Below are 11,823 nucleotides of genomic sequence, written 5' to 3'. Positions count from 1 at the left end.
TCCCACATGTCCCGATACGACTGGGGTCAGACACACCCCGGCATCACCCAGCTGGAGAAGGCGGTCGAGGAGGCCCGCACCCGGGTCGTCACCCACCCGCTCTACGGAAACCTCGACAGCCAGGCGGCGATCGTCACGTTCATGGAGCACCACGTCTTCGCGGTGTGGGACTTCATGTCGCTGCTCAAGTCGCTGCAGCGCAACCTCACCTGCGTACGCGTGCCGTGGGTGCCGACCGGTCCGCCCGGCAGCCGCCGGCTCATCAACGACATCGTGCTGGTGGAGGAGAGCGACGAGCTGCGCGGCGGCTTCATCAGCCACTTCGAGCTCTACGTCGAGGGCATGGTCGAGTCCGGGGCGGACACCGCCGTCGTGGGCACGTTCATCGACCTGGTCCGCTCCGGCGTACACCCGAAGGCGGCCCTGGACGGCGCGGGCGTGCCGGCCCCGGCGGCCGAGTTCGTGCGGGCCACCTGGGGCTTCATCGACGGCGCGCCGGTGCACTGCCAGGCGGCGGCGTTCGCGTTCGGCCGGGAGGACCTGATCCCGGACATGTTCACCCAGGTCGTCGCCGTCAAGGAGCGCGGCGCGAAGCTGGACACGTTCGTGGACTACCTGCAGCGGCACATCGAGGTCGACGGCGAGGAGCACACGCCGATGGCCATGCAGATGGTCACCGACCTGTGCGGCGACGACGACGCGAAGTGGCGGGAGGCCGCCGAGACGGTCAACCACGCCCTCGCCGCCCGGTACACGTTCTGGGACGGCATCCTGGCCGCCATCAAGGCCGGGTAGGGCGGATAAGGTGAGCGGGAGTCGCGAGGCTACGGGCCTTGCCCACGACGGCGGATCAGCGCCGAGCGGCGGAGCGCGGAGAGCGCAGCGTCCGGCCGCGGAGGCTTTCTACGGCACCATCCGGCTGATCCGCCGGTTCGAGGAGCGCTGCATCGACCTTGTGCGCTCCGGCGACATCGGCAGCGGCATCCACCCCTGCATCGGGCAGGAGGGGGTCGCGGCCGGGCTGTGCGCCGCGCTGCGCCCCGACGACGCCCTGCTGAGCAACCACCGCGGCCACGGACACTTCCTGGCCCGGGGCAGCGACCCGGGCCGGTTCCTCGCCGAGCTCACCGGACGGGTCGGCGGCATCGACTCCGGACGGGCCGGCTCGTTCCACCCGTCGGACCTGTCCGCCGGCATCTGGGGAGCCAGCGGCACGGTCGGCCACGGCGCGGCGATCGCCACCGGCCTGGGCTGGGCGCTGGCCCGGGACGGCGACCGGGTCGCGGTGAGCGTCTTCGGCGACGGCGCGGTGACGCAGGGCGCGCTGCTGGAGTCGTTCAACCTGGCGTCGCTGTGGCAGGTGCCGGTGGTCTTCGTCTGCGAAAACAACGGGTACGCCACCACGCTGCCCGCACCGGCCGGCATCGCCGGCTCCGTGGTGGGCCGCGCGGAGGCGTTCGGCATCCCTGCGTCTACTGTGGACGGCCAGGATCCCGAGGTGGTGTTCGACGCGATGGCCGCGGCGGTGGACCGGGCCCGGGGCGGCGGCGGGCCGTCGCTGCTGGAGTTCACCACCTACCGGTTCGAGGGGCACCACACGTTCGAGCGGCGGATGCGCCTTGCCTACCGCGACGACGACGAGGTGGCCCGCTGGCGCGAGCGCGACCCGCTCGCCATCCAGGCCGCCCGCGTGCCGGCGGACGTGCGGGACGCGATCGACGCCGAGGTCGAGGAGGTGCTCGACGCCGCGGTCCGCTTCGCGCTGGAGAGCCCCCGGCCCGACCCGGCCGACGCCTTCGACCACCTCTACGCCACGCCGGTACGCCTCCGCGGCTCGCTTTTCGGAGGACTAGGAGCCGCGGCCGCCCTCGACGGCGCCGGACGGATATTCCGATGAGGTCTTATGCCTAAGATGTCGTACTCCAAGGCCCTCAACCGGGCGCTCACCGACGAGATGGAGCGCGACCCCGACGTCTTCGTGCTCGGCGAGGACATCAAGTTCGCGCTCAACAGCGTCACCACCGGCCTGCTCGACAGGTTTCCCGACCGCGTGCTCGAAACACCCCTGTCCGAGCAGGGCTTCACCAACTTCGCCACCGGCGCGGCGATGGGCGGCAAGCGGCCCGTGGTGGAGTACCAGATCCCGTTCCTGCTGCTGCTCGTGCTGGAGCAGATCTCCAACCAGGCCAACAAGTTCCGGCTGATGAGCGCCGGCCAGGTGAAGGTGCCGGTGACGTACCTGCTGCCCGGCACCGGGTGGCGGCCGGGGTGGGGTGCCCAGCACTCCGACCAGCCGTACGGCGTCTTCGCCCACCTCGGCGTCAAGACGGTGATCCCGGCCACCCCCGCGGACGCGTACGGGCTGTTCCTGTCCGCGATCCGCGACGACGACCCGGTCGTCGTGTTCTGCCCGATGCCCGCCCTCAACCTGCGTGAGGACGTGTCCTACGCGGACCTCGCGCCGATCCCGCTCGGCGTGGGGCGGGTCTGCCGCTCCGGTGCCGACGTGACCGTGCTCGCCGTCGGCCACCTGGTGCACGAGGCCATGGCGGTCGCCGAGGAGCTGGCCGGCGAGGTGTCGGTGGAAGTGTTCGATCCGCGCTCGCTGCACCCGTTCGACTGGGCCGGCCTGGCCGCGTCGGTCGAGCGGACCGGCCGGTTGGTCGTGTTCGACGACGGAAACCGGTTCTGCGGCGTGGGCGCGGAGGTGCTTGCCACCGCGGCCGAGGAGATGCGGCTGTTGGCCCCGCCCAAGCGGGTCACCCGGCCGGACGCGGCCGTGGTGGTGGGATGCGCGCCCGAGCTGGACCTCGCGGTGCAGCCGAGCCGGGCGCAGCTGGTCGCGGCGATCCAGGCGGTCGTCAAGAGCTGACTTCCTGCGGCGCCGTGACCAATGGGCCGCCCGCCAGCGTCCTCGTGGCGGGCGGCCCGTGCCTGGGCGGCCGACGTGCGCGCGTCCGCCCGTCAGGAGCGGGCGGCAAGCTGTTCCAGGTGTGACGCCGCGGCCGGGGCACCCCGGCCGCGGCGAACGACTCCCGCACCCGCCCGGCCGCCGCCGCGTAGCCGGGCTCGTCCAGCACCGCGGCCAGCGCGCCCGCGAGCTCCCCGGCACCGGAACGGCCGAACCGCACCCGCACGCCGGCGCCGGCCGCGACCACCTGGGCGGCGGTGACCGGCTGGTCGTGCTTGATGGGCGCGACGACCAGCGGCACGCCGTGCGCCAGCGCCTCGCACACCGTGTTGAGCCCGGCGTGGCAGACCACCGCGGACAGCCGCGGCATGAGCGCGAGCACGGGCACCTGCGGCTGGACGACGGTGCCCGGCGGCAGGTCCGGCACGGTGCCGGGCGGTGCGGCGACGACCGCCTGCACGCGGCCGGCGTGTGCCCGCAGCGCTGCCGCCATCCGCGGGTAGAAGTCGCGGGCCACGTCCTCGGCGAGGGTGCCCATGGTGACCAGCACCGTGCTGCGGGCCGGGTCGAGCGCGTCCCACGGGAAGTCCGGTGCGGCCGCGCGGTCGCCGAGCGCGGGCCCGACCAGCGCGTAGTGGGCAGGGAAGTCGTGCGGCCCGGTCAGGGCGGGCGTGGTGAAGGCGAGCACCAGGTGTGGCGAGAAGCGCGGGTCCGCGCCGTCCGCGATGGACAGTCCGGCGCCGTCGATCCGGCGCCGGATCCACTCCTCCACCTTGGGCAGGGCCCGGAACGGGCGGGTCAGCTCCATCGACTGCGGGGCGAGGCTGGCCCAGCGCACGCCGTGCCGGTGCGCGGCGACGGCGCCGGCGAGCGCGTGCTGGTCGGCCGCCACCACGTCCGGGGCGAACGCGGCGACCGCCTTCTCCACGGCCGGCAGCGTAAACCGCGCGTAGGGGAGCACGAAGCCCTCCCACAGCGAGCGCACCGCCCGGAACCCGCGGTCGCGCTGCCCCCGGTAGGGGCGCATTCCCGTGGAGTAAACGGAGACGGCGTCGCCGAGCATGCGGCGCAGCGCGGTCTCCGGGCCGGCCCAGGCGACCTCGTGCCCGCGGGCGGTGAGGGCGTCCGCGACGGCGCCGGCCGCGTACACGTGGCCGGCCAGCGGCGGCGCGACGAACAGGAAGCGGCTCATGCCGCCACCAGCCCGGCCAGGTCGCCGACGGTCAGGTCGACAAGCTGGTCGAGGTCGAGGCCGGCGAGGTATCCGGGCAGGTCCACGCCCCACCGCGCGTGCATCGCCGCGCCCAGCGCGGCCACCTCGACGCTCTCCAGCCGCAGGTCGTCTTCGAGGCGGCTCTGCGGCGTGACCGCCGCGGCCCACCGCTCGTCCTCGCCGGTGACATGGCGCAGCATGCCGGCGAGCTCGCCCACAGTGTCCATAGTGGTCTCACGTTATCCCCTTGCCGGGCAATGCGGGAGCGCCCTTTAGCCCACCTCCACGGGTCCTTGAGAGCGGGTACCTAAAGTGAGGCCCATGATTGTGACCAGGGGCCTGCGCAAGTCCTACCGGTCCGGGCGGGGCCGGAAGGCCACGGTGGTGGAAGCGGTCCGGGGCGTCGACCTCGACGTCAAAGAGGGCGAGATCTTCGGCTTCCTCGGGCCTAACGGCGCGGGAAAGACCACCACGCTGCAGATGCTCACCACGCTCATCGAGCCGGACGGCGGCGAGGCGACGATCGCCGGCGTCGACCTGCGCGCCGACCCGGCACAGGTGCGCGTGCGGGTGGGCTACGTGGCACAGGGCGGCAGCACCTGGGACGACTCGACCGCACGCGAGGAGCTGGTCCTGCACGCGCGGATGCACGGCCTCAGCAAGGCCGAGGCGCGGCGGCGGGCCGCGGACGCGCTCACGGCGTTCCAGCTGGCCGAGTACGCCGACCGCCCCTGCCGCACATACTCCGGCGGGCAGCGGCGCCGGGTCGACATCGCGCTGGGCATCATCCACCAGCCGCGGCTCGTGTTCCTGGACGAGCCGACCACCGGCCTCGACCCGCAGAGCCGCGCGCACATGTGGGACGAGATCCGGCGGCTGCGCGACGGCGGGATGACCATCTTCCTCACCACGCACTACCTGGACGAGGCCGACGCGCTGTGCGACCGGATCGCCATCATCGACAACGGCGAGATCGTCACCGAGGGGTCCCCGGAGCAGCTCAAGCGGGAGATCACCGGCGACGTGCTCGTCGTGGGCCTCAACGGGTCGACGCCCAAGGCGGCCGAGCTGCTCGACGGCGTGGCGTACGTGCGCAAGCTGGAGGCCGACGCGTCCGGGCTGCGCCTCTATGTTGACGACGGCGCCACCGCCATCCCGCAGGTGATGCGCGCGCTCGACGGCGCCCAGCTGGACCTGGACTCGATCCAGCTGCACCGGCCCAGCCTCGACGACGTCTTCCTGGCCAAGACCGGCCGCTCACTCCGTGAGTGACCACCAAGCGGTCGTGACGCGGAGCGCCTCCGGGCCGCACAGCGCGACCGCGCCGGCAAAGCCGGCCGGCACGGGCACGTCCACGACGTGGTACGCGCCGTCGACGACCGGCCCGGCGGCGACGGGCAGCGCCAGGCCCTTGGTGAGCCGGCCGCCGGTCGCCTTCACACACGCCTCCTTGCGCGCCCACAGCGTGGCGAAGGCGGCGGGGCCGGTGACGAGGGGGACCTCCTGCGGCGGAAAGTACCGGACCGCCATGGCCCGCGTGTCGAGGCCGGGCGTGTGCCGCTGGACGTCGACGCCCACCGCCCGCACCGGCGTGAGTGCCACGGCGGCGAGGTCGCCGGAGTGGGAGAGGCTGACCTGGACGCCGTCGACCTCGGGCTTGCCGTGCGGGCCGTACGACCAGCGCACCGCCTCGGGCGCGGTGCCGACCCAGCCGCCGACGAGCACCCGGGCGGCACCGTGCGCCGCGACGAAGCGGCGCCGCCCGACCGGGTCGAGCGCGCCGGCGCGGGACCGCTCCCGGTCGTCGAGCAGCTCGGCGAGGCGGGCGAGGACCGCGGCGGGCAGCGGTGAGCGCAGCAGCCACACGCGCACCTCGTCCACGGGCACCCGGTCCACGCCCACATCCTGTCCGCCCGCGCTAGAGACCGGCTAGGAGAGCAATGTGGACGCCTTGCTGACCGTCGCGGAGTACGAGGTCGCCGCCCGCGACCGGCTGCCGGCGGGCATCTGGGACTACATCAGCGGCGGCAGCGGCCAGGAGCGCACGCTCGCCGCCAACCGGGAGGCGTTCGGGCGGCTCGCGCTGCGGCCGAGGGTGCTCGTGGACGTCTCGCGGCCCGACCTGTCCACGACGCTGCTCGGTGCCCCGCTGCGGGTGCCGATCGGGGTGGCTCCGGTCGCGTACCACCAGCTGGCGCACCCCGACGGGGAGGTGGCGACGGCGCGCGCGGCCCCGTTCCTCGTCGTGAGCGTCTTCGCCAGCCGCACCCTGGAGGAGATCGCCGCGGCGGCCGACGGTCCGCTGTGGCTGCAGCTGTACTGGTTTCGCCGGCGCGAGGTGGTCACCCGGCTGGTCCGGCGGGCCGAGGCGGCCGGGTACCGCGCGCTGGTGCTCACCCTCGACACGCCCCGGGTGGGGCGGCGGCTGCGGGACGTGCGGCGGGGCTTCGCGATCCCGGCGGGTATCGTCGCGGCCAACGTGGAGACGGCGGTGATGGCGCGTACCCACGTGGCGGTCGACGGCGAGTCGGCGCTGGCCCGGCACTCCCGCGAGCAGTTCGACCCCTCGCTCGGCCCGGCCGACCTCGCCTGGCTGTGCGGTCAGACAGAGCTGCCGGTACTTGTCAAAGGCGTGCTCACCGCGGAGGACGCGGAGCTGGCGCTGGCACACGGCGCGGCCGGGGTGGTGGTCTCCAACCACGGCGGCCGTCAGCTCGACGGCGCGGTGGCGAGCGTGGACGCGCTGGCCGAGGTGGCCGCCGCGGTGGGTGGCCGGGGCCGGTCCTGCTGGACGGCGGCGTCCGTACCGGCACGGACGTGCTGCGCGCGCTGGCGCTCGGCGCGAGCGCGGTGCTGGTTGGCCGGCCCGCGCTGTGGGGCCTGGCGGTGGACGGGGAGTCGGGGGCGCGCGCGGTGCTCGACATCCTCGCGGCCGAGCTGGAGGAGGCGATGGTGCTCGCCGGCCGCCCCCGACTCTCCGATGTGGACCTGCGTCTACTGGCCGCTCAGCACCAGTAGAGGTTCGAGCTGTTCCGGGTCACGTTGCGCACCACGTTGTTGCTGCCCGTGCACGGGCTCCACCGGATGTTCGTGTTGCTCACCGTCAGGTTCTGGAACGTGATGTTCGACGACGGGCCAAACTCCGTGCGGGCCGCGATGCGCACCTCGCCGCCGCCGCTGATCGTGCCGGACTGCGCCGCGACGGCGACGTTGTAGCAGTTTTCCACCAGGATCGAGTTGTTGCCGTTGTTGCTGAGCGTGATCCGGTCGATGACCGCGCCGCCGCTCTCGGAGACGCAGAAGATGCCACGCCCGCCGCCGCGCGCGATCACGTTGCCGACCCGGATGTTGGTCGGGTAGCTGCTGCCGATCCGACCGTTGCGGTTGGCCATCCGGAATGCCGCGTAGCCGGTGCCGGTCGCGGTGTTCTCCGCGTCGACGGTACCGATGGTGGCGTTGATGGTGTCGTTGAGCAGCAGCCCCGAGTAGCCGACGCGGCGGGCGGTGACGGTGCCGACGGTCAGCCCGTCGACGCCGTACGTCTCGACGCCCTGGTTTGTCGCGCCCTCGACGTACACGTTGTCGATCCGGATGTTGCGGACCTTGACCGCGCGGTCGCCGCCGTGGTTGTCGATCCGGACCGCGAGCCCGCCGGACAGGCGCATGTCGATCTGGCCGAGCACGAGGTTGTTGACGTTGCGCATGAAGATGCCGTACAGCGGCGCCCCGCGCACCTGCAGGTACCGGACCTCGATGTCGCGGGTGCCGCGCGAGTAGATAGGCGCCTGGTCGCCGGAGCCCGAGCCGTTGACGGTGATCGCGCCGCACACGTCGAGGATCGTGTAGCTCGGCACGGAGATGCGCGAGCCGGCGCTCATCGTGCCGGAGCCGCGCACCACCACGGACTGTTTCGAGGTGCGGCCGGCGGTGAGGCTGTCGAGTGCGGCCTGGACGGCGGCGCGCAGGTCGGAGCCGGTGTAGACGGTGCGGCTGCCATTGCGGGAGGTCCAGGTGCTGCCGCTCTGCACCGCCTCGGCGTTGAACGACCCGTCACCGCAGGCGGCGAGCGTGTGGACGTCTTCGGGCGAGGTCGCGGCGTGGGCGGCGCCGGGGACGGCCAGCGCGGCCGCGGTGAGGAGGACCAGCCATCGTGGTTTCACGGTGCCCGCCTTTCGGGAGCGGAAAGGGCTTTCCGGACGTGTCCGGCACCGTATCGAACCGTTTCAATGTAGTCAAGCTCATCTATATGATCGCGCGAACCTCCGCAGCCTGCGCACCCCTTCGTCGATCTCGTCCACGTCCAGGTAGCTGCACGAGAGGCGGATCTGCCGCTCGCCGCCGGCACCGGCGTAGAAGTAGCTCATCGGCGTCCACAGCACACCGTGGTCGCGGGCCGAACGGGTCAGCGCCGCCTCGTCCGCGACGAACGGCACGGTCAGCACCAGGAAGAAGCCGCCGTCCGGCACGTTCCACCCGAACCCGGCCACGCCGCCGAAGTGCCGGTCGAGCGCGGCGAGCAGCGCCTCCAGCCGCTCCCGGTAGCGCCGGATCCGCTCCTCGTTGAGCGAGCGCAGCCGGCAGCCGTGCGTGACAAGCATCCCGCCGACCGCCGCCTGGGCCAGGGGAGAGGTGTTCACCGTGGTCATGCTCTTGATCTTCGAGAGCTGGTCGGCGAGCAGCGTGACGCTCCCGTCCGGCGCCACCACCGGCTGGTCCGCGATCGCGTAACCCACCCGGGCCCCGGGGAAGCACGTCTTGGCGAACGAACCGAGGTACACCACCCGGCGGTGCTCGTCGAGGTGCTTGAGCGTCGGCACCCGCCGGCCGGTGCGGGAGAAGAGCCCGTACGGGTTGTCCTCCAGCACGTACAGGTCGTCGTCGACCGCCGCCGCGAGCAGCTCGCGGCGCGCCTTCTCCGGCATGCTCGTGCCGGACGGGTTGGCGAAGTCGGGCACCACGTAGAGCGCGCGCGGGCGCCGCCCGCCCGCCCGCACCCGGGCCACCGCCGCGCGCACCGCCGCGGCGTCCACACCGGACGGACCCTCCGGCACCGGCTCGACGGCGATGTCGAGCAGCCGCGCGGCGCCGGTGATGCCCACGTAGCAGGGCGAGGCGACAAGCAGCACGTCACCTGAGTCGCGGAACAGCGCCCGCAGCGCCAGCAGCATTCCCTCCTGCGCGCCCACGGTGACCACGATGGACTCCGGCGACACCTCGATGCCCTCGTCGGCCGCGACAGTGGCCGCGACGAGCTCGTGGATCTGCCCCTTCGTCCGTCCATACTGGAACAGCAGCCCGCCGACCTGCCGCTGCGACAGGCCGCGGTCACGCTCCAGGTACTTCGCGTAGGCGTCCAGGTAACCGGCCACCACGCCCGGGTCGAACCGCTCGTCGTACGGCCGGCCGGGCGCGAATGAGATCGCGTCAGGGAAGCGGGCGGTCACCTCGTTCAGAAAGTTCATCGTGTCGAGCAGAGGGTCACTCAACGAGCCGTGCAGGTCGGTCAGTTGCACGTCGGTAGACCTCGATGCGAAGATTCGTTGCGGGTATTGGGTTTTCGGTTGTCTCACCGTATCGGCGGCGCCTCCAGGAGCCGTCGAAAGTGGCTAGGAGGACGCCCGATGCCCCTGCACCCCCAGCTCGCCCTGGCGCGCGGCCACCGAGCCGCCACCGGCGCCCGCCCCCTCTACGAGATGTCGCTGGCCGAGGCGCGCGCCGCCGACCTCGCCGCCATCAAGGCCGACCGCGGCACCCCGCACCCCGTCGGCGAGGTGGTGCCGCTGCGCATCCCCGGGCCGGACGGCGACCTCGACGCCCGCGTCTACCGCCCGGCAGGCGCCACCGGCGAGCCGCTGCCCGTCCTCGCGTACTTCTTCGGCGGCGGCTGGGTCCTTGGCAACCTGGAGACCAGCGACGGCATCTGCCGGCGGCTCTGCGCCAGCGCCGGGTGCCTCGTCGTCTCGGTCGCGTACCGCCTCGCCCCCGAGCACCCCTTCCCGGCCGCGCCCCGCGACTGCCACGCCGCGGTGACCTGGCTGGCGGCGCACGCGGCCGAGCTCGGGGCGACCCGGCACGCCTCGCCGTGGCCGGCGACAGCGCGGGTGGCAACCTCGCCGCCGCGGTCACCCTCCAGGCCCGCGAGTCCGGCCCGCCGCTCGCCGCCCAGGTGCTCATCTACCCCAACGTGGCGTACGGCTCGGACACCCCCTCCATGCGCGACAACACCGACCCGTACTTCTTCAACCGCACCTCCGTCGGCTGGTACTGGGGCCACTACCTCGCCGACCCGCGCGACGGCGCCGACCCGCTCGCCTCCCCGCTGCGCGCCGCCGACCTGGGCGGCCTGCCGCCGGCGCTGGTGATCACCGCCGAGTACGACCCGCTGCGCGACGAGGGCGAGCAGTACGCCGAGCGCCTGCGCGCCGCCGGCGTACCCGTCGAGGCGGCCCGCTACGACGGCATGACGCACGGCTTCTTCACCATGACCGGCACGCTCGCCGCGGCCCGGGAGGCGACCGCGCGCGTCGCCGAGTACCTGCGCAAGGCCTTCGGCGTGCCCGGCTGAAACCAGGTGGCGGACGGGTCCGGGGGATAGGGGACAATACCGACCGTGACGGATCTGATCGACGACCTGCAGTGGCGGGGCCTCATCCAGGACTCCACCGACCTTGACGAGCTGCGCGCTCGGGTGGCGGCCGGACCGCTGACGTACTACGTCGGCTTCGACCCCACCGCGGCGAGCCTGCACGTGGGTCACCTGGTGCAGGTGCTGACCGCGCGGCGGTGGCAGCTGGCCGGGCACCGCCCGCTGCTGCTTGTCGGCGGCGCGACCGGCCAGATCGGCGACCCCAAGGAGAGCAGCGAGCGCACCCTCAACCCGCCCGAGGTGGTCGCCGGCTGGGTCGAGCGGATCCGTGACCAGCTTGCCCCCTTTGTCACGTACACCGGTGACAACGCCGCCACCCTCGTCAACAACCTCGACTGGACCGGCCCGATGTCCGTGATCGAGTTCCTGCGCGACGTGGGCAAGCACTTCCCGGTCAACCGCATGCTCGCCCGCGAGGTGGTCAAGGCGCGGCTGGAGAGCGGCATCAGCTTCACCGAGTTCAGCTACCAGCTGCTGCAGGCCAACGACTACTTCGAGCTGCACCGGCGGTACGGGTGCGCGCTCCAGTTCGGCGGCTCCGACCAGTGGGGCAACATCACCGCCGGCGTCGACTACATCCGGCGTCGCGGGGGCGGGCCGGTGCACGCGTTCACCACACCGCTGGTGACCAAGAGTGACGGCACGAAGTTCGGCAAGAGCGAGGGCGGGGCGGTCTGGATCGACCCGGAGCTGACCAGTCCGTACGCGTTCTACCAGTTCTGGTTCAACGTCGACGACCGCGACGTCGCCCGCTACCTGCGCTACTTCTCCTTCAAGCCGCAGGAGGAGCTGCTCGCGCTGGAGAAGGAGATCGCCGAACGCCCGGCCGCGCGGGCCGGCCAGCGCGCGCTCGCCGCGGAGCTCACCGCCCTCGTGCACGGGCCCGAGGTGGCCGACGACGTGATCGCCGCGAGCCACGCACTGTTCGGGAGGGGCGCGCTGGACTCGCTCATGCCGGCCACCCTCCAGGCCGCGCTGGCTGAGGCGGGCATGATCCGGGTACCGCCGTCGGCGCCGCTCCTGGTGGTCGAGCTCTTCCGGGACGCCGGGCTG

The 11,823-nt window shown here is 73.0% G+C and carries 10 protein-coding genes and 2 pseudogenes (1 of these 12 only partly in view); 7 read left to right on the top strand and 5 right to left on the bottom strand.

Features of this window, described 5'->3' with window-relative positions:
* Positions 1 to 6 precede the first annotated feature (6 nt).
* From Phou_RS03395 to Phou_RS03385, 3 genes are all read left to right on the top strand, one after another.
* Positions 7 to 795: a DUF3050 domain-containing protein gene (locus tag Phou_RS03395; protein WP_173053437.1), complete on the top strand. Its 789-nt coding sequence runs from the start codon at positions 7 to 9 to the stop codon at positions 793 to 795.
* 118 nt (positions 796 to 913) lie between these two features.
* A complete protein-coding gene (locus tag Phou_RS03390) occupies positions 914 to 1,897 on the top strand; it encodes a thiamine pyrophosphate-dependent dehydrogenase E1 component subunit alpha (RefSeq protein ID WP_246273721.1) in 984 nt (327 codons plus the stop codon).
* Positions 1,898 to 1,903: 6 nt separating this feature from the next.
* The gene (locus tag Phou_RS03385; RefSeq protein WP_173053433.1) at positions 1,904 to 2,872 is read left to right on the top strand and encodes an alpha-ketoacid dehydrogenase subunit beta; all 969 of its coding nucleotides are present in this window, start codon (positions 1,904 to 1,906) and stop codon (positions 2,870 to 2,872) included.
* Here the strand turns inward: Phou_RS03385 and Phou_RS03380 are convergent.
* Both Phou_RS03380 and Phou_RS03375 read right to left on the bottom strand, forming a co-directional pair.
* Positions 2,862 to 4,103: a glycosyltransferase gene (locus tag Phou_RS03380; protein ID WP_173053431.1), complete on the bottom strand. Its 1,242-nt coding sequence runs from the start codon at positions 4,101 to 4,103 to the stop codon at positions 2,862 to 2,864. The two genes, Phou_RS03385 and Phou_RS03380, sit on opposite strands and share 11 nt — an antisense overlap.
* Positions 4,100 to 4,351, bottom strand: coding sequence for an acyl carrier protein (locus Phou_RS03375; RefSeq protein WP_173053429.1), 252 nt, complete (start codon positions 4,349 to 4,351; stop codon positions 4,100 to 4,102). The genes Phou_RS03380 and Phou_RS03375 overlap by 4 nt, the downstream gene beginning before the upstream one ends.
* 94 nt (positions 4,352 to 4,445) lie before the next feature.
* On the opposite strand from Phou_RS03375, the gene Phou_RS03370 reads away from it, so the two are divergent.
* Positions 4,446 to 5,396, top strand: coding sequence for an ATP-binding cassette domain-containing protein (locus tag Phou_RS03370; RefSeq protein ID WP_173053427.1), 951 nt, complete (start codon positions 4,446 to 4,448; stop codon positions 5,394 to 5,396).
* On the opposite strand, the gene Phou_RS03365 is transcribed toward Phou_RS03370, so the two are convergent.
* On the bottom strand, positions 5,382 to 6,020 hold the full coding sequence (locus Phou_RS03365) for a 4'-phosphopantetheinyl transferase family protein (RefSeq protein ID WP_246273182.1): 639 nt from the start codon (positions 6,018 to 6,020) through the stop codon (positions 5,382 to 5,384). The two genes, Phou_RS03370 and Phou_RS03365, sit on opposite strands and share 15 nt — an antisense overlap.
* 55 nt (positions 6,021 to 6,075) lie before the next feature.
* Here Phou_RS03365 and Phou_RS03360 point away from each other — a divergent pair.
* Positions 6,076 to 7,142: pseudogene (locus Phou_RS03360) on the top strand (alpha-hydroxy acid oxidase).
* On the opposite strand, the gene Phou_RS03355 reads toward Phou_RS03360, so the two are convergent.
* Together Phou_RS03355 and Phou_RS03350 are read right to left on the bottom strand one after the other, a co-directional pair.
* A complete protein-coding gene (locus Phou_RS03355; RefSeq protein WP_173053425.1) occupies positions 7,130 to 8,284 on the bottom strand; it encodes a hypothetical protein in 1,155 nt (384 codons plus the stop codon). The pseudogene Phou_RS03360 and the gene Phou_RS03355 sit on opposite strands and share 13 nt — an antisense overlap.
* A 78-nt stretch (positions 8,285 to 8,362) precedes the next feature.
* On the bottom strand, positions 8,363 to 9,586 hold the full coding sequence (locus tag Phou_RS03350) for an aminotransferase-like domain-containing protein (RefSeq protein ID WP_173058082.1): 1,224 nt from the start codon (positions 9,584 to 9,586) through the stop codon (positions 8,363 to 8,365).
* Between the two features lie 159 nt (positions 9,587 to 9,745).
* On the opposite strand from Phou_RS03350, the pseudogene lipP1 reads away from it, so the two are divergent.
* Both lipP1 and tyrS read left to right on the top strand, forming a co-directional pair.
* A pseudogene (gene lipP1, locus Phou_RS03345) lies at positions 9,746 to 10,689 on the top strand (LipP1 family hormone-sensitive lipase).
* 45 nt (positions 10,690 to 10,734) lie between these two features.
* On the top strand, positions 10,735 to 11,823 hold the 5' portion of the coding sequence (gene tyrS / locus Phou_RS03340; protein ID WP_173053423.1) for a tyrosine--tRNA ligase. 174 nt of this gene lie beyond the right edge of the window; the window shows 1,089 of its 1,263 coding nt (coding positions 1–1,089); its start codon is at positions 10,735 to 10,737; the stop codon falls past the right edge of the window.

The sequence above is a fragment of the Phytohabitans houttuyneae genome, assembly GCF_011764425.1.
Lineage (GTDB): Bacteria > Actinomycetota > Actinomycetes > Mycobacteriales > Micromonosporaceae > Phytohabitans > Phytohabitans houttuyneae.
The sequence above is the reverse complement of the archived record's forward strand: the minus strand, read 5'-3'. Positions and strand labels throughout refer to the sequence as shown.